The following is an 18008-nucleotide window of genomic DNA, read 5'->3' on the forward strand; positions in this document are numbered from 1 at the left end:
AGGCGCCCGGCCCTCCTCCGGCCACCCGGCTCCATGACCAGGTCCCGCACCAGCTCCACGGCTCTGTGACGATGCCCACGAAAGGGACTAACGATCACGAAACGCTGAGATCGTTGCGGTGTAGACCATGTGGGCCGAACCCCTGGGGCGACCCCATGGGCCGACGGCCTGGTCTTCACGAGTTCAAGCGTTCTTTGCGTCGGGCTGTCTCCCGGTAAAGATCCGGACCACCAGGGAGCACGTCCGTTGGCAGCAATCGCACGGTGGTGCATGCGCCACCGCCTCCTCACCCTCCTGATCTGGCTGCTCGCGCTGGGGTCGACCGCCGCGGCCGCGGCGACCGCCGGAACGGCGTTCTCCACGGACTACGAGGTTCCCGGCACGGAGTCCGGCAAGGCCGAAACCCTCCTGCGCCAGGGCTTCCACGGCCAGGGCGGTGACACCAACACCGTCGTCTGGCGGGCCCCGGACCATCAGAGCGCCCGCACCCCCGCGGTCGAGGAGCGCATGACCCGCGCCCTCCGCGTCATCGCCGAACTCCCCGGCGTCGGATCGGTCAGCGGCCCTTACGGCGAAGCCCCCGAGAGCGCCGCCCGGATCAGCCCCGACGGACGCACCGCCTACGCCGTGGTGACCTTCGACCAGCCGGCCGACTCCGTACCCAAGGCGCAGGCCAAAGCCGTCGTCGACGCGGCGAAGAACCCGGCCACCGAGGCGGACGGCCTTCAGGTCGAACTCGGCGGCCGCGCCATCGGCCTGACCGAGGCTCCCACCGCCCACCTCGCCGAGATCATCGGCGTCGCCGTCGCCGCCCTGGTGCTCTTCCTGGCCTTCGGATCTCTCGCCGCGAGCCTGCTGCCCATCGCGACCGCCCTGGTCAGCGTGGGCACCGCCTATTTCGGCATCACCCTGCTCGGGCACGTCATGCCGGTCGCCGACTTCGCCCCCATGCTCGGCACCCTCGTCGGCCTGGGCGTCGGCATCGACTACGCACTGTTCATCGTCACCCGGCACCGCAAGGGACTGGCGCGCGGCCTCGAGGTCGAGGACGCGGCCGAGAACTCCGTCGCCACCACCGGCCGGGCCGTCGTCTTCGCCGGCGCCACCGTCTGCATCGCACTGCTCGGCATGCTGGTGCTGCGCCTGGACTTCCTCAACGGCGTCGCGATAGCCGCCTGCGTCACCGTCGTCCTGACCGTCGCCGCCTCGGTCACCCTGCTGCCCGCCCTCCTCTCCTTCATCGGCATGCTGGCCCTCTCGCGCCGCGAGCGCCGCACCCTCGCCGCCGAGGGCCCGCGACCCGAGCACACCACCGGCTTCGCCGCCCGCTGGTCGGCCTTCGTGGAACGGCGTCCCAAGCTGCTCGGCGCCGTCGCCACCGCCGTCATGCTGGTGCTGGCCCTGCCCGCCTTCTTCCTCCACCTGGGCACCTCCGACCAAGGCAACAATCCGGCCACCTCCACCACCCGCAAGGCCTACGACCTGCTCGCGGACGGATTCGGACCCGGCATGAACGGCCCGCTCACCGTCGTCGCCCGCCTCGACGGCGCAGGCGGCCGGCTCGCCGTCGACCACCTCGCCGAGGCGCTGCGTACGACGAAGGGCGTCGCCACCACCGGCCCGGCCGTCTTCAACCGCAGCGGGGACACCGCCGTACTGACCGTCGTACCGGACTCCGCCCCCCAGTCCCGGGCCACGAGCGAGCTCGTCGACACCCTCCGCGCGGACGTCATCCCGCGCGCCGGGCACGGCAACTCCCTGGAGGTCCACGTCGGCGGGGTGACCGCCGGCTACGACGACTTCGCCGAGGTCATCATCGGGAAACTGCCGCTCTTCGTCGGCGTGGTCATCAGCCTCGGCTGCGTGCTCCTGCTGCTGGCCTTCCGCTCCATCGGGATCCCGGTCAAGGCGGCGGCCATGAACGTCGCGGCCGTCGCCTCGTCCTTCGGCGTCGTCGTGGCGATCTTCCAGTGGGGCTGGGGCAGCGAGCTGCTGGGCCTGGGCAGCGCCGGGCCGATCGAACCCTTCCTCCCCGTGATCATGGTGTCCGTCCTCTTCGGGCTGTCGATGGACTACCAGGTCTTCCTCGTCAGCCGGATGTACGAGGAGTGGCTGGAGACCGGTGACAACAAGCGGGCCGTCCGCGTCGGCCTGGCCGAGACCAGCCGCGTGATCAACTCGGCGGCCGTCATCATGATCTCCGTCTTCCTGGCCTTCGTGCTCAGCGGCGACCGGCTCATCGCGATGTTCGGCATCGCGCTCGCGGCCGCCGTGGCCCTCGACGCCTTCGTGCTGCGCACCCTCCTCGTCCCCGCCCTGATGCACCTGCTCGGCGGTGCCAACTGGTGGCTGCCCGCCTGGCTCGACCGGCGCCTGCCCCGCATCAGCATCGAAGCCCCGGAACACCGTCCGTATGCGAAACTTCCGGCGCAGCGGACCGGCGCGGACCCCGCCACGAGTGAGGACGGCGCCGAGCCCGCGACAGCCTCCCGGTGACCCGGCAACCCGCCGCACGAGCCCCAAGGAAGATGCCGCATGTTCTCGATAGACCTCGCCGACGACGCGCAGTTGTTCCCCCTGGAGATCTGGCACGCCGAGGAGTTCCTGGCGCACATGGACCGCGGCCGCGAGTACATCGGTGAGCACATCGTCCTCGCGGACGTCGCCGCGGACCTCGACTCGGCGCGGGCCTTCCTCGCGAACTACGCGCAGCGGACGGCCGCCGACGGCGGGCGCCTCTACGGCATCCGCACCGGCGGCACCCTTGTCGGCGGGGTCCTCTTCCGGACCTTCGACGCCACCACCGGCACCTGCGAGGTCGGCTGCTGGCTGGAGCCCGCCGCCGTTGGCCGCGGCCTCGTGACGAAGGCCTGCCGCATCCTCGTCGACTGGGCCTTCGGCGAGCGCGGCATGCACCGCGTGGAGTGGCGCGCCTCCACCGCCAACACGAAGAGCCTCGCCGTGGCCGAGCGCCTCGGCATGACCCGCGAGGGCGTCCTGCGGCAGAACTACCTCCATCGGGGCACCCGCCGGGACACCGAGATCTGGTCGGTCCTCGCCCCCGAGTGGGCCGCGGCCAAGCCTGCCTAGCCCCGCCCGGCGCCGTCCGGACCGGGCGGCCCGGCGGATTCTCAGAAACCTCTCAGAAACGACGCCTACGGTGCCCCGCATGGACACCACCAAGACCCCCGCCCCGACCGCTCCCGAGTCGGACTCCTCCGCCGAGCCCGGCACCCCCGCGGACGCGGACACGGCGGGCGCGAACACCCCGGCCGATCTCAAGAAGGCCGAGGCCGACGCCCAGGTCAAGGCGGAGGACAAGGCCGAGGGCAAGGCGGATGCCGCCGGGCCCGCCGACACCGAACCCACGGACGCCGCCGACGAGGATCTCGACGACGACTTCGACGACGAGGCGGCCGCGAACGAGGAGCGGTCCGCCGGTGTCGGCGCCGGTGCCGGCGCCGTCGTGGCTGCCGGCCTCGGGCTCGTCGCCCTCAGCGGCAGCTGGGTCTCCCGCGTCATCGCCGAGCGGCAGAACCTCATCGGCCAGATCGAGGGCAGCAAGACGTCCACGCCCGCGGAGCAGATCGCCGCTCTGTACGGCGACTCCTGGCACCTCACGGCCCTCGTCAACGGGGTCCTGTCCACCCTCGCCCTCCTCATCGCCGTCTTCGTGCTGGCCCTCCCGGCCTTCGCCACCCCCGGCCGCACCCTCCCGGCCTGGGTCCGCTCCGTCGCGTGGGCCGCCGTCGCGATCGGCGCCCTGGGCGTACTGCTCTTCGGCCTCATGTACTTCGACGTCCTGGTTCCCCTCCCCACGGTCCCCACCGCCGTCTAAGGCGCTGCCTTAGTCCCCCTCAGGGACCTTCGGCCCTGGACTAAGGACCCCCGCCTCGTACAGATGCGGCATGCGCCCGATGTGCCAGGACCCCCTGGGACGCGAATCTTGGATCACACCGAACGAGGTGACCGAGAAACGCAACCAGGGAGTACGAGATGTTCGAGTACGAGATGGCCACCGCCCGCCGCGCCGACCTCATCCGCGAGGCCGACGAGTACCGCCGGGTCCGGGAGGCCAAGCGGGCGAGCCGGCTCTCCTCGCGAAGCCAGGATCCCGAAGGGTCGGTGAGGGGACACCGCAGCCGCTTCACCCGTGCCGCGTAGCCCGCGCCGCGACGGGTGTGAACCGGCACGTGATGAGAAGCGCACGGATAACGAGTGCCGCCCAGCAGGACGTTTGTGCGATGCTCGGCACCGTGGAGACCAGATCTGTGAGCCCGGTGTTCGTCGGCCGAGCCGATGAACTGGCCGTGCTCACCGACGCGCTGACACGCGCCGCCGGCCAGGAGCCGCAGGCGATGCTCATCGGGGGAGAGGCCGGGGTCGGCAAGACCCGCCTCACCGAGGAGTTCCTCTGCGAGGCCGACCGCCGCGGCGCGGTGGTCGCCGTCGGAGGCTGTGTGGAGATCGGGGCGGAGGGGCTTCCCTTCGCCCCGTTTTCGACGGCTCTGCGCACCCTGCACCGGCTGCTTCCGGAGGAGCTGGCCGCCGCGGCCGCGGGCCAGACCGACGAGCTCGCCCGGATCCTCCCCGAACTCGGCGACACCCCGCGCGGCCCGCACGACGAGGAGAGCACCGCCCGGCTCTTCGAGCTGACGGCCCGGATGCTGGAGCGGCTCGCCGCCGACCGCACCGTCGTCCTCGTCCTGGAGGACCTGCACTGGGCGGACACCTCCACCCGACACCTGCTGTCCTACCTCTTCCGCACCCTCGCCAGCGGCCGGCTCGTCGTCGTCGCGACCTACCGCGCGGACGACGTCCACCGCCGCCACCCGCTGCGCCCCCTCCTCGCCGAACTGGACCGGCTGCGCACCGTCCAGCGCATCGAACTGTCCCGCTTCAACCGGGCCGAGGTGCGCCGCCAGCTCGCCGGCATCCTCGCCTCGCAGCCCGACGAGGACTTCGTGGACTCCGTCTTCGACCGTTCCGACGGCAACGCCTTCTTCGTCGAGGAACTCGTCGCATCCAGGGAGAGCGGCTGCCGCGCAGGCCTCACCGAATCCCTGCGCGACCTGCTCCTCGTCCGCGTCGAGGTCCTCCCGGAGGCGGCCCAGCGCGTGGTGCGGATCGCGGCCGAGGGCGGATCCACCGTCGAGTACGCGCTCCTGCGCGCGGCCGCCCGACTGACGGAGGACGAGCTGATCGAGGCCCTCCGGGCCGCCGTCGGCGCCAACATCCTCCTCGCCACCGCGGACGGCGACGGCTACCGGTTCCGCCACTCGCTCGTCCGCGAGGCCGTCAGCGACGACCTGCTGCCCGGCGAGCGCTCCCGCGTCAACCGCCGCTACGCCGAAGCCATGGAGGAGGACGACTCCCTGGTCCGCGCCGAGGAGCGGGTCATCCGCCTGGCCAACTACTGGTACTACGCGAACGACCCGGTGAAGGCACTGCCCGCCGTGCTCGCCGCCTCCGTCGCCGCCCGCCGCCGGCACGCCTACTCCGAGCAGCTGCGCCTGCTGGAGCGGGCGCTGGACCTGTGGGAGAGCGCGCCGGAGGAGATTCGTGAGGCGCTGCGCCCGGCCGACTACACCGACGCGTACCCGGCCTCCGGCTGCGACCCGGCCACCACCCCGCTGAGGCGCCTCGACCTGCTGGCCGAGGCCACCGTCGCGGCCCGCTACGGCGGGGAGCGCGAGCGCGCCCTGAAGATAACCAAGACCGCGCTGCGCCTGCTGGAGGAGAGCCCCGACCCACTGCGGTCGGCCTGGTTCTGGACGGAGCGCTCCCGGCTGGTCTCCAGCCTCGGCCGCGGCGACGGCTGGGAGGAGATCGCCAAGGCGCAGGAGCTCGTCAGGGGGCTGCCCCCGTCCCAGGTGCACGCAGAGGTCCTCGTCCGGGCCGCGGGCTGGGGGATGCTCTACAAGCCGGGCCCCGGCAACCTCGCCGCCGCCGAGCGCGCCGTGCAGTACGCGCGGATGCTCGGCGCCGAGGACATCGAGCTCAACGCCCGGATCACGGTGGGCTCCCTGCTCACCGACTCGGGCGACCCCGAGGCCGGGATCGCCGAGATGCTCGCGGTCAAGGACCGCGCGGCCGAACTCGGACTCGACATGCTTGCGGGACGTGCACATATCAATCTCACCTCTCAGTTGGAAAGCATGGGCCGGTCACGGGAGGCCGTGGAACTGGCCGAACAGGGCGCCGAACTCATCGGCAGATCAAGGCTGTTGGACACCGAGGCCTGGGTCCGCGGAAACATGGCGGAGAGCCTGTACAGCCTCGGCCGCTGGGACGAGGCCGCGGAGCAGGCCCGGCGCACCCTGAGCGTCGGCCAGAGCGCGGCCCCGCGCGGCTCCGCCTCCGCGCGGCTGTCCTACCTGGCCCTGGCCCGCGGCGAGCTGGCCGAGGCCGCCCACCAGCTCGCCGCCGCCCACGCCCATTTCGGCACCCACGGAATCCAGCCCCAGCACCGGATCCCGATGTACCGCCTCGCGGTCGGCGTGGCCGCGGGCGAGGGGCGGATCGCCGACGTCCGCGCCGAGATCACGGCCGCGGTCGCCGACGGGTTCCCGCTCGGACAGCACCGCTACGCCTGGCCGCTGCTGCTCGCCGCCGCGTCCGCCGAGGCGGACGCCCGGGGCCTCCCGGCCGCCGAAGCCGGCCGGGACCGCGCCCTGGAGGTGCTGCGCACCGCCGCCCGCTCCCTGGCCACCCCGGCAGCGGTGTGGGCCGCCCACGCCGAGTACGTCCGGGCCGAGCTGCTCCGGGCCGAGGCCCGGGACACCGTCGCCGACTGGACAGCCGTCGAGGAGGCCGTCCGCCCGCTGGAGCGCCCGTACCTGCTGGCCCGGGCCCGCCACCGGCTCGCCGAGGCCCTGCTGGCAGCCGGCGGAGACCGGGAGCCCGCGGCGGCCCTGCTCCGCGAGGCCCACGCCACCGCCGACCGGCTCGGCTCACGCCGGCTGCGCGAGGACCTGGCGCTGCTCGCGCAGCGCGCCCGGCTCCCCCTCACGGCCCTCAACCCCCGCCCGGCCCCACCCGTACCGGAAACGGACGCGGCCGAGGCGCTCGGGCTGACGAGCCGCGAGCGGGACGTGCTGCGCCTGGTCGCGGCCGGCAACACCAACCGCCGGATCGCCGAGGAACTCTTCATCTCCCCGAAGACCGCCAGCGTGCACGTCTCGAACATCCTGGCCAAGCTGGGTGTCTCGGGCCGCGGCGAGGCAGCCGCCCTCGCCCACCGGCTGCGGCTCTTCGCCCCGGCCGGGCCGGTCAGTCGCCGACCGGAGGCCGCTCGACGGGTCGTATGAGCACCTTGCCGGACGCAAGGTCTATCGGACCCCGTCCCGGGTCAGCGTCATCGACGTCGGCCCGGGACAGCTCCAGCCGCTTCCTCTCCTCGTCCGTGTGCTTGCGCCCCGGACTGAACAGCTCCTCGATCATGTTGAACACCGCGTCCACCGCGCCTTTCGCCCCCGGCCGGGGCCCTATCGGTCATCGCACCGTCAGTGTCAGGATCCTGTCGTCGCCCGCTTCGGGCGACCCACGCCCATCCGTCTCGCTCGTGACCAGCAGCAACCTGTCCCCGCCGAGTGCCACCACCGTGCGCAGCCGGCCGTACCGCCCTTCCAGAAAGGCCTCGGGCTCCGCCACCGGCTCCGTCCCGGCCAGCGGGATCCGCCACAGCCGGTTGCCCTTCAGGGCGGCCATCCACACCGACCCCTCCGCCCAGGCGATCCCGCTCGGCGAGGCCTCATCGGTCTTCCACACGGCCACCGGATCCCGCAGGCCCGGCTTGCCCGCCTTCCCCTCGGCCTCCGGCCAGCCGTAATTCGCGCCGGGCTCGATGAGATTCAGCTCGTCCCAGGTGTTCTGGCCGAACTCGGCCGCCCACAGCCGTTTGTCCTTGTCCCAGGCGAGCCCCTGCACATTGCGGTGCCCGTAGGAGTAGACGACGGAATCGGCCTCCGGATTGCCGTGCACCGGATCTCCGTCCGGAGTCATCCGCAGGATCTTGCCGCCCAGCGACTTCTTGTCCTGCGCGAGCCCGGTGTCACCGGTCTCGCCCGTGCCGGCGTAGAGCATCTTGTCCGGGCCGAAGGCGATCCGGCCGCCGTTGTGGACGAAGCCCTTGGGGATTCCCCTGAACACCGTGTCGGGCGCGCCCAGTTGCTGCCCGGCCGGTCTCTGCTCGTCATACCGCAACCGGGCGATGCGGTTGTCGGACTCGGTGGTGAAGTAGACATAGACCAGCCGGTCCGAGGCGAAGCCGGGCGACAGGGCGAGGCCCATCAGCCCGCCTTCCCCGCCGGGCGCCACCCCGGGCACCTCGCCGATCCGCGTCACCGTGCCCGAGCCCACCGCGATCCGGCTGATCGTCCCCTTGTCCCGCGAGGCGACCAGCAGGTCCCCGCCGGGCAGCGGCGCCACCCCCCACGGCGACTCCAGGCCCTTGGCGACCTCGCCGGTCACCGTCACCGCGCCCTTGGCCGGCGGACCGGAGGTCTCCGGCGAGGCGGACGGTCTCCCCGACGGGGGTGGGGATCCGGCCCCTGCGGACGCCGCACCCGGTGGCGAGCTGCCCGCCCGCGCGCCCTCGCCGCCCGCCGGCGAGCATCCCCCCGCGAGCAGGGCGCCGCACCCGGCCAGCGCGACCGCCGCCAGCACGCCCCGGCGCCGCCCGCCCGGCCCCTCGTACCGCACCGGTCCATACGCCCCGGCCCCGGCCTCAGCCCCTGTCCCGGCCCCGTACCCCTGCCCGGCCCGCCGCCCGACCGTCCATCCGTATCGCATCGTCCCGCTCCCTTCCGGTCCTCCGATCGTGCCTTTCACCAGTCTCAACAGCTGCGGCCGTTCCCGAAGTTCCACCACTCGTACACCCGATCGAGTGGTTGTGGGGTCAGTCCCAGGCGCCCACCGCCGCCGGGAGGCCCGCTATCTCCTCCAGATCCCCGCCCGTGAGCCGGACGTCCGCCGCCCGCGCGTTCTCCGCCGCCCAGTGCGCCCGGTCGGCCCCCGGAACCGGCACCACGTGCGGCCCCTGCGCCAGCACCCACGCCAGCGCCACCTGCGCCGCCGTGACCTCGGGCCCGTGCCGCCGCGCCACCCGCCGCAGCCCCGCCACCAGCACCTGGTTCGCCGCCATCGCCTCCGCCGTGAACCGCGGATGCCGGGCCCGGACGTCCTGCGACTCGAAGCCCTGACCCGGCGTGAGCGTCCCCGTCAGGAACCCGCTGCCCAGCGGCATCGCCGCCAGGAGCCCCACCCCGCGCGCCGCACACCACGGCAGCAGCTGCCACGCCGCCTGCGGCGACCACACCGACAGCTCCGCCTGCACCGCACTCACCGGAAACACCTGCTGCGCCCGTTCCAGGTGCCGCAGGGTCGTGCCGTACGCGCGGTCCCCACCCCGTCCGGCCCCCGGCCCGGCCCCCGCCCCCAGCGCGCAGAACCCCAGCGCGCGTACCTTCCCCGCGCCCACCAGCTCGGCCATGGCCCCCCAGGTCTCCTCCACCGGGACATCAGGATCCACCCGGTGCAGCTGGTAGAGGTCTATGACATCGGTCCGCAGGCGCCGCAGCGAGGCGTCGCAGGCCCGCCGCATGTACCCGGGCCGCCCGTCGGCCACCACATGCTGGTCACCCGCCCGCAGCCCCACCTTGGCCGACACGAACGCCTCGGCCCGCCGCTCCCGCAGCACCCGGCCGAGCAGGAGCTCATTGGTGTAGGGGCCGTACACATCAGCCGTGTCGAGCAGATTCGAGCCCAGGTCCAGAGCCGTGTGCACGGCGGCCAGCGACTCCTCGCCCCGCCGCTGCGAAGGCGCGTAAGCCCAGCTCATCGGCATGCACCCGAGCCCGATGGCACCCACCGTCAGCGCCCCTGCCCCGATCGACCTGCGCTCCACCCCTGCGTCCCCCTCACGCTCCGGCCCCCAAACTAACGGCTCGCCCCGGAAGCCTTGGCATAGCCTCGTGATCATGACTGCGAAGACCACGGACGTCTGGCTCCCCTTCCCCGCCGCCGAGATCGACGGCCTCCCCGACTCCTTCCGATACCGCCAGTGGGACGGCGAGGAGACCTTCCCGGCCGATCCGGCCGACTGCGTCTTCTACGTCACGCCGTACATGAAGTCCCCGGCGGTCACCGTGCGCCCGCTGGCGGCGATGCCCGCGCTGCGGGTCGTCCAGACCCTGACCTCGGGCGTGGACCACGTCATGGGCGGCATCGGCGACCTGCGTCCCGGCGTACGACTGTGCAACGCGGCGGGTGTCCACACGGCGAGCACCGCCGAGCTCGCCCTCACCCTGATCCTGGCCTCCCTGCGCGGCATCCCCGGCATGGTCCGCGGCCAGGACCGCGAGGAGTGGCGCTCCGGCTTCTACGAGGCCCTGGCCGACAAGTCCGTCCTGATCGTCGGCTACGGGTCGATCGGCGCGGCCATCGAGGACCGCCTCGCGCCCTTCGAATGCGGGCGGATCGCGCGCGTCGCCCGCTCCGAGCGGACCACCGCGCGGGGGCCGGTGCACGCCCTCGCCGACCTGCCCCGGCTCCTGCCCGAGGCAGACGTGGTGATCCTGGTGACGCCACTGACCGACGCCACCCGGGGCCTGGCCGGGGCCGACTTCCTGAGCCGCATGAAAGACGGCGCCCTGATCGTGAACGTCGCGCGCGGGCCCGTCGTCGACACGAAGTCCTTGCTGGCGGAGGTGGAATCGGGCCGGCTGCGCGCGGCGCTCGACGTCACCGACCCGGAACCGCTGCCGGCGGGCCATCCGCTCTGGCACGCTCCGAATGTCCTGATCACGCCCCATGTGGGCGGCAGCAGTTCGGCTTTCGAGCCGCGGGCGAAGCGGCTGCTGGCCCGCCAGCTCACCCGGTTCGCCGCCGGGGAACCCCTCGAGCACACGGTGTTGATCACCGAGTGACCTGTGATGTGTGCGCTCCGGAGTTGGGCGGATGCGTTGTGTGGGCCCAACTCCCTTGGTGGTAACGGAGCGTAGAGAATCTATGTCGCTGAGTGACGAAAGTGGTGTATCGTCCGGACGAAGGGGCTGCGCCACGAACGCCTGGCGCTGGGAGTGATCGGACACTTTGGGGGGCGACGGGCGATGCACGGCCAATGGATGAAGGATCCGACGCGGCGAAGCCGCCGCAGGCGACGACGGAGTGCGCCGAAACGAGCCAGCGAGGGGGGCCGGTGACTGCCCCGGGCCCGGCGCTCCTGAGTCGGCCGTCCGCCTCGGGAGGAGGTCGGGGTGTGGCCGTCCAGGTGCTACTGGCGGTGGTGTGGGGCGGTTACGCCGTAGGGGCCGGCATCGGCTGGGGCAGCAGTGAACTGGCCGACATCATGGGTGACTTCGGCCTCAGCGCCGCAGCCCTCGTCGCAGCGGGATCCTGTTACCAGTACGCGCGCACTCATGCGAACCGTGACCGGCTCGCCTGGGTGCTCTTTGCTCTCTCGTCCCTGATGTCCGCCTGCGGGAACGCGGTCTGGGGGTGGTACGAGGTCGTGATCCACGAACCGATGCCGAGTCCGTCCCCGGCGCAGTTCTTCTTCGTCTGCTTCGCCCCGCCGGCGATCGTAGGGCTCCTCGTCCTGGCCAAGCGGCCCGTCACCCGCGCGGGCTGGGTCTGCCTCGTCCTCGACTCCTGGCTGATCGCCGGGTCACTGCTCACGCTTTCGTGGAGCGTGGCCCTCGCCAAGACGGCCCGGTCCCACAGCGGGGGCAGTGTTCCCGGAACGGCGCTCGACCTCGCCTACCCGCTGTTAGACATCGCCCTCGTCTCCATGGTGCTGGTCCTGCACTTCAGGCGGTCCGCGCCCAACCGGTCCGCCGTCAACACGGTCATCGCGGGCCTCGCGCTCACGGTCCTCTGCGACGCCATCTTCACCTCGCCGCTGCTGAAGGAGACCTACCGCTCCGGCGAGCTCCTCGACGCGGGCTGGTTCGCCGGGTCCCTGCTGCTCGCCTACGCGCCGTGGGGCGCCCGCCGGATAAGTCCGTACGACGAACCGGTGGAGTGCGCCCACGGCCCGCGGGCCGGCAACCGCCCGATCGCCCGGTCGCTGCCCGCGCTCACCCCGTACCTCGCCGCGGCCGTCTGCACCCTCGGCATCCTCTACAACGTGATCGAAAGCCGCAGCGTCGACAAAGTGGTCGTCATCACCGGCTGCACCGTCGTGCTCGCCCTCGTCGTGCGGCAGGGCATCATGCTCCTCGACAACATCGCGCTGACCCAGGAACTGGCCCAGAAGGAGAACCACTTCCGCTCCCTGGTGCAAGGCTCCAGCGATGTCATCATGATCGCCGCGCCCGACGGCACCCTGCGCTACGTCAGCCCCGCCGCCGCCGGGGTCTACGGCCGCGAGGCCGAGGATCTGGTCGGCACCGAGCTCGCCACACTGATCCACCCCGACGATCTCGGCCGCGTGGTCCACGAGGTACGCCGCTTCCTCGCCGCACCCCCCGCCGAGGAGCCCACCACCCGCATCGAATGCCGGTTCATGTCCGGCGGCGGCGAGTGGCTCAATGTGGAGTCCACCGTCAACCGCCACCAGGGCGGGCTCATCCTCAACAGCCGGGACGTCACCGAGCGGGTCCGGCTCCAGGCGCAGCTCCAGCACAGCGCCGAGCACGACCCGCTGACCGACCTGCCCAACCGGGCCCTCTTCACACGCCGCGTCCGCCAGGCCCTCACCGGCCGGCGGGCCGCTGACCACAGCACCGCCGTGCTCTTCATCGACCTCGACGGCTTCAAAGCGGTCAACGACACCATCGGCCACCAGGCCGGCGACGAGCTGCTCATCGAGGCCGCGCGCCGGCTCCAGGACTCGGTCCGCGCGGGGGACACCGCCGGCCGCCTCGGAGGCGACGAGTTCGCCGCGCTGATCGTGGGCGACGGCAGCCGCGACCGCAGCGCCCGCGCGTACCAGGTCCACGAGATCGCCGACCGGCTGCGCACCACCCTCTCCCAGCCGTACCGGATCGCCGGCAGCGAGGTACGGGTCGCCGCCAGCATCGGCGTGGCCTTCGCCGACCCCGGCATCACCCCTTCGGACCTGATGCGCAACGCGGATCTCGCGATGTACCGGGCCAAGGCGGGCGGCAAGGACCGCGTCGAGCTGTACGCGCCGCAGATGCAGGCCGAGGTCGTACGGAAGGCCGAGCTGGCGGGGCGGCTGCGGAGCGCGCTGCACGACGGAGAGTTCGCCCTGCTGCACCAGCCCGTGGTCTCACTGGCCACCGGCGAGATCTCGGCCGTGGCCGCGCAGGCCCGCTGGCGCTCCGCCCAGGGGATCCTCTTCACCCCCGCGGAGTTCCTCCGGGTCGCCGAGTACAGCGAGGGCGCCGCCGCCACGGGCCCGGACGCCTCGCGCACCGCAGAGCTCGGGCGCTGGCTGCTGGAGGAGGCCGTGGGGCAGGCCGCCGAGCGGCACCGGGCCGGGCACGACGTACCGGTGGCCGTACGGATGACCGCCCAGCGGCTGCTGGACCGGTCCATGCCGCTCGGCTCCGTGGAGGCTCTGCTCGCCCGGCACGGGCTGCCGTCCGGCGCCCTGGTTCTGGAGCTCGCCGTTTCCGACCCCAGAGTGCCCTTCGATGATCTGGAGCGCCGCCTGACGGCCCTGCACCGCCTCGGCGTGGGAATCGCCCTGGACGGCTTCGGCAGCGGCTACGCGGCCATCAGCGCCCTGCGCCGCCTCCCGGTGGACATGCTCAAGCTGGACCGCGGGCTGGTGGAAGGGGTGGTCGAGTCGGCCCGCCTCCACAAGATCACCGCAGGCCTGTTGCGGATCGCAAATGATCTGGGCATGCGCTCCGTGGCCGACGGGGTGGACCTTCCCGAGCAGGTGATGGCGCTGCGCGCGATGGGCTGCACCCACGGTCAGGGGATGGCCTTCTCCGGACCGCTCGACGAGTACAGGCTGCGCCGCGCGCTGGTGCGCGGTACGTTCCCAGTACCGGGCGGAGCCGCCCAACCCGCCTTGGCCGGTGGTTCGCCCGGTGGCTCGATGGCCATCCGTAGAGGCTCACATAATGAGACGCCCGTCCCACCCACTTGACATCCACCTCCCGCCGGAGGGAGGGTCAGTGCCATGCGCACCCGAATTCTCGTACTTGGAAAGCGCGTCGGCTGAAGCTGGGGCCAGCATGTCCCCGCTCAACGCACCCGACGCGCTCCCCTCGCTTGCCTCCCGGCACGAGGGGTTTTTTGTTGCACTGGCACAGAGTCGAATCCTCGTAAAACCCTCAGCTTCGAGAAGAGAATGCCGATGACCGAGCAGGCCACCGGGGCCCACCATCCGCAGCCGCGGCCCCGTTCCGGCGGACACCAGTCCGCCGCCGTTGAGCACGTCACGGGTGCGCAGTCCCTCATCCGCTCTCTCGAAGAGGTGGGGTGCGACACCGTCTTCGGCATCCCGGGCGGCGCCATCCTCCCCGCGTACGACCCGATGATGGACTCGAAGAAGGTCCGTCACATCCTGGTCCGCCACGAGCAGGGGGCCGGCCATGCCGCGACCGGTTACGCGCAGGCCACCGGCAAGGTCGGTGTCTGCATGGCCACCTCCGGGCCCGGCGCCACGAACCTGGTGACCCCGATCGCCGACGCGCACATGGACTCCGTCCCGCTCGTCGCGATCACCGGCCAGGTCTCCTCCAAGGCGATCGGCACCGACGCCTTCCAGGAGGCGGACATCGTCGGCATCACGATGCCGATCACCAAGCACAATTTCCTGGTCACCAAGGCCGAGGACATCCCGCGGACGATCGCGGAGGCGTTCCACATCGCCTCGACGGGCCGCCCGGGCCCGGTCCTGGTGGACATCGCCAAGGACGCCCTGCAGGCGAAGACCACCTTCAGCTGGCCGCCCACCATGGACCTGCCCGGTTACCGGCCGGTCACCAAGCCGCACGCCAAGCAGATCCGCGAGGCCGCGAAGCTCATCTGCCAGGCCAAGCGCCCGGTCCTGTACGTCGGCGGCGGCGTCATGAAGTCCGGCGCGACCGCCGAGCTGAAGGTCCTGGCGGAGCTGACCGGCGTCCCGGTCGCGACCACGCTGATGGCGCTCGGCTCCTTCCCGGACAGTCACCCGCTGCACGTCGGCATGCCGGGCATGCACGGTTCGGTCACCGGCGTCACCGCGCTGCAGAAGTCGGACCTGCTGATCGCCCTGGGCACCCGTTTCGATGACCGGGTCACCGGCAAGCTGGACAGCTTCGCCCCGTTCGCCAAGGTCATCCACGCGGACATCGACCCGGCCGAGATCGGCAAGAACCGGGCGGTCGACGTCCCGATCGTCGGTGACGCCCGCGAGGTCATCGCCGACCTGATCCAGGCGGTCCAGGCCGAGCACACCGAGGGCAACGCCGGCGACTACACCGCCTGGTGGAACGACCTCAGCCGCTGGCGCGACACGTACCCGCTGGGCTACGACCTGCCCGAGGACGGCATGCTCTCGCCCCAACAGGTCATCGAGCGGATCGGCGCACTCGCACCGCAGGGCACCATCTACGCGGCCGGCGTCGGCCAGCACCAGATGTGGGCCTCGCACTTCGTCAAGTACGAGGAGCCCCGGACCTGGCTGAACTCCGGCGGCGCCGGAACCATGGGCTACGCGGTCCCCGCCGCCATGGGCGCCAAGGTCGGCATGCCCGAGCGCACGGTCTGGGCGATCGACGGTGACGGCTGCTTCCAGATGACCAATCAGGAACTGGTCACCTGCGCACTGAACAACATCCCGATCAAGGTCGCGATCATCAACAACGGTGCGCTGGGCATGGTCCGCCAGTGGCAGACCCTGTTCTACAACCAGCGGTACTCCAACACCGTGCTGCACAACGACGAGACCGGTCACGACACCGTCGGCTCCCAGCTCGGCGAGTCCACCGCGCCCCGCAAGGGCACCCGCGTCCCGGACTTCGTCAAGCTGTCCGAGGCCATGGGCTGTGTGGCCCTGCGCTGCGAGGACCCGGCCGACCTGGACAAGGTCATCGCCGAGGCCAACGCGATCAACGACCGTACGGTCGTCATCGACTTCATCGTCCACGAGGACGCCATGGTGTGGCCGATGGTCGCCGCCGGCACCTCCAACGACGAGGTCATGGCCGCCCGGGGCGTCCGTCCCGACTTCGGCGACAACGAAGACGACTGAGCCGAGAGAGCCTGAGAGAGAGAACGACTCACATGTCCAAGCACACGCTCTCCGTCCTGGTCGAGAACACGCCCGGCATCCTGGCCAGGATCGCCGCGCTGTTCTCCCGCCGCGGGTTCAACATCGACTCCCTCGCGGTCGGCGTCACGGAGCACCCCGACATCTCCCGCATCACCATCGTGGTGAATGTCGAAGACCTTCCGCTGGAGCAGGTGACCAAGCAGCTCAACAAGCTGGTCAACGTGCTCAAGATCGTCGAGCTGGAGGCGCACAACGCCATCGAGCGCGAACTCGTCCTGGTGAAGGTCCGCGCCGACAACGAGACCCGCTCGCAGATCGTCGAGATCGTCCAGCTGTTCCGCGCCAAGACGGTCGACGTCTCCCCGGAGGCCGTCACCATCGAGGCGACCGGCGGCGCCGACAAGCTCGGCGCGATGCTCAAGATGCTGGAGCCCTTCGGCATCAAGGAGCTCGTGCAGTCCGGCACGATCGCCATAGGGCGTGGCGGCCGGTCCATCACGGACCGCAGCCTGCGCGCGCTCGACCGCAGCGCCTGACACGCCCGACACGTCTCACCGTTCGCATGGCGAGACCGAGAAACTCAGATTCCGTTCCCCGCCGTACGGTGGGTGCAACACCAGCGCACCAAGGAGATATCCCAGTGGCCGAGCTGTTCTACGAGAACGACGCCGACCTGTCCATCATTCAGGGCCGCAAGGTCGCTGTCATCGGTTACGGCAGCCAGGGCCACGCCCACGCGCTGTCGCTGCGTGACTCCGGCGTCGACGTCCTCGTCGGTCTGAAGGAGGGCTCGAAGTCCAAGGCCAAGGCCGAGGAGCAGGGCCTGAAGGTCGTCTCGGTGTCGGAGGCCGCCGCGTGGGCCGACGTCATCATGATCCTGACCCCGGACCCGCTGCAGGCCGAGATCTACGAGGAGTCCGTCAAGGACCACCTCAAGGACGGCGACGCGCTGTTCTTCGGTCACGGCTTCAACGTGCGCTACGGCTTCATCAAGCCCCCGGCCAACGTGGACGTCGCCCTGGTCGCGCCGAAGGGCCCGGGCCACCTGGTCCGCCGCCAGTACGAGGAAGGCCGCGGCGTGCCGTGCATCGCGGCCGTCGAGCAGGACTACTCGGGCAACGCCTTCGCGCTCGCCCTCTCGTACGCGGCCGGTATCGGCGGCACGCGCGCCGGTGTCATCAAGACCACCTTCACCGAGGAGACCGAGACCGACCTGTTCGGTGAGCAGGCCGTCCTCTGTGGTGGCGCCTCCGCCCTGGTCAAGGCCGGTTTCGAGACCCTGACCGAGGCCGGCTACCAGCCTGAGATCGCGTACTTCGAGTGCCTGCACGAGCTGAAGCTCATCGTGGACCTCATGTACGAGGGCGGCCTGGAGAAGATGCGCTGGTCGGTCTCCGAGACCGCCGAGTGGGGCGACTACGTCACCGGTCCCCGCATCATCACCGACGCCACCAAGGCCGAGATGAAGAAGGTCCTCGCGGAGATCCAGAGCGGCGAGTTCGCCAACACCTGGATGGCCGAGTACAAGGCCGGTCTGCCGAAGTACAACGAGTACAAGAAGGCCGACGAGGAGCACCTGCTCGAGACCACCGGCAAGAAGCTGCGCAAGCTCATGAGCTGGGTGGACAACGACGAGAGCTGATCTCGTACGCGGCGGGGCCGGGACGGTGCGTCCCGGCCCCGCCGCGGCACATCACCGGACCGCCGCGGCACACCACCGGACCGCCGCCGCGCATCACCGGACCGCGGCCGGACAAGCGGGCCGCGGGGAGCGCCGGAACCGCCTGGACCGCGGCCCTCGCGACCACGGCTTGTCCACCCCGGCCAA

At 71.5% G+C, this 18008-nt stretch carries 13 protein-coding genes; 10 read left to right on the top strand and 3 right to left on the bottom strand.

Features of this window, described 5'->3' with window-relative positions; translation table 11 throughout:
- Positions 1–246: 246 nt before the first annotated feature.
- The 5 genes from ABZX75_RS15920 to ABZX75_RS15940 all read left to right on the top strand — a co-directional run bounded on the left by ABZX75_RS15920 (position 247) and on the right by ABZX75_RS15940 (position 7310).
- Positions 247–2496: an MMPL family transporter gene (locus tag ABZX75_RS15920; RefSeq protein WP_355410761.1), complete on the top strand. Its 2250-nt coding sequence runs from the start codon at positions 247–249 to the stop codon at positions 2494–2496.
- A 39-nt stretch (positions 2497–2535) separates the two neighbouring features.
- Positions 2536–3090 (top strand): GNAT family protein, encoded by a 555-nt coding sequence (locus ABZX75_RS15925; RefSeq protein WP_355410762.1) that lies wholly within the window; start codon positions 2536–2538, stop codon positions 3088–3090.
- Positions 3091–3169: 79 nt separating this feature from the next.
- Positions 3170–3838 (top strand): hypothetical protein, encoded by a 669-nt coding sequence (locus tag ABZX75_RS15930; protein ID WP_355410763.1) that lies wholly within the window; start codon positions 3170–3172, stop codon positions 3836–3838.
- A 158-nt stretch (positions 3839–3996) separates the two neighbouring features.
- Positions 3997–4164 carry a hypothetical protein gene (locus ABZX75_RS15935; RefSeq protein WP_355410764.1) on the top strand — a complete coding sequence of 56 codons (168 nt, stop codon included), beginning with the start codon at positions 3997–3999 and terminating at the stop codon, positions 4162–4164.
- A 32-nt stretch (positions 4165–4196) separates the two neighbouring features.
- Positions 4197–7310 (top strand): AAA family ATPase, encoded by a 3114-nt coding sequence (locus ABZX75_RS15940; protein WP_355410765.1) that lies wholly within the window; start codon positions 4197–4199, stop codon positions 7308–7310.
- On the opposite strand, the gene ABZX75_RS15945 is transcribed toward ABZX75_RS15940, so the two are convergent.
- The 3 genes from ABZX75_RS15945 to ABZX75_RS15955 form a co-directional block, all read right to left on the bottom strand.
- Entirely contained in the window at positions 7273–7452 is a 180-nt protein-coding gene (locus ABZX75_RS15945) for a DUF6191 domain-containing protein (protein ID WP_355410804.1), read from the bottom strand. The genes ABZX75_RS15940 and ABZX75_RS15945 overlap by 38 nt on opposite strands.
- A 42-nt stretch (positions 7453–7494) precedes the next feature.
- Positions 7495–8703 (bottom strand): PQQ-dependent sugar dehydrogenase, encoded by a 1209-nt coding sequence (locus ABZX75_RS15950; protein ID WP_355410805.1) that lies wholly within the window; start codon positions 8701–8703, stop codon positions 7495–7497.
- A 196-nt stretch (positions 8704–8899) separates the two neighbouring features.
- Positions 8900–9907, bottom strand: a complete 1008-nt coding sequence (locus ABZX75_RS15955) for an aldo/keto reductase (RefSeq protein ID WP_355410766.1) — start codon at positions 9905–9907, stop codon at positions 8900–8902.
- A gap of 73 nt (positions 9908–9980) precedes the next feature.
- Here ABZX75_RS15955 and ABZX75_RS15960 point away from each other — a divergent pair, with 73 nt between their 5' ends.
- From ABZX75_RS15960 to ilvC, 5 genes are all read left to right on the top strand, one after another.
- On the top strand, positions 9981–10928 hold the full coding sequence (locus ABZX75_RS15960; RefSeq protein ID WP_355410767.1) for a 2-hydroxyacid dehydrogenase: 948 nt from the start codon (positions 9981–9983) through the stop codon (positions 10926–10928).
- 272 nt (positions 10929–11200) lie between these two features.
- A complete protein-coding gene (locus ABZX75_RS15965; protein WP_355410768.1) occupies positions 11201–14068 on the top strand; it encodes an EAL domain-containing protein in 2868 nt (955 codons plus the stop codon).
- Positions 14069–14272: 204 nt separating this feature from the next.
- Positions 14273–16159, top strand: coding sequence for an acetolactate synthase large subunit (locus ABZX75_RS15970; RefSeq protein WP_355410769.1), 1887 nt, complete (start codon positions 14273–14275; stop codon positions 16157–16159).
- A gap of 32 nt (positions 16160–16191) precedes the next feature.
- A complete protein-coding gene (gene ilvN, locus ABZX75_RS15975; protein WP_355410770.1) occupies positions 16192–16716 on the top strand; it encodes an acetolactate synthase small subunit in 525 nt (174 codons plus the stop codon).
- A gap of 104 nt (positions 16717–16820) precedes the next feature.
- Positions 16821–17822 carry a ketol-acid reductoisomerase gene (gene ilvC / locus ABZX75_RS15980; protein WP_355410771.1) on the top strand — a complete coding sequence of 334 codons (1002 nt, stop codon included), beginning with the start codon at positions 16821–16823 and terminating at the stop codon, positions 17820–17822.
- Positions 17823–18008: the final 186 nt, after the last annotated feature.

The sequence above is a fragment of the Streptomyces sp. NPDC003038 genome (assembly GCF_040611115.1).
GTDB lineage: Bacteria > Actinomycetota > Actinomycetes > Streptomycetales > Streptomycetaceae > Streptomyces.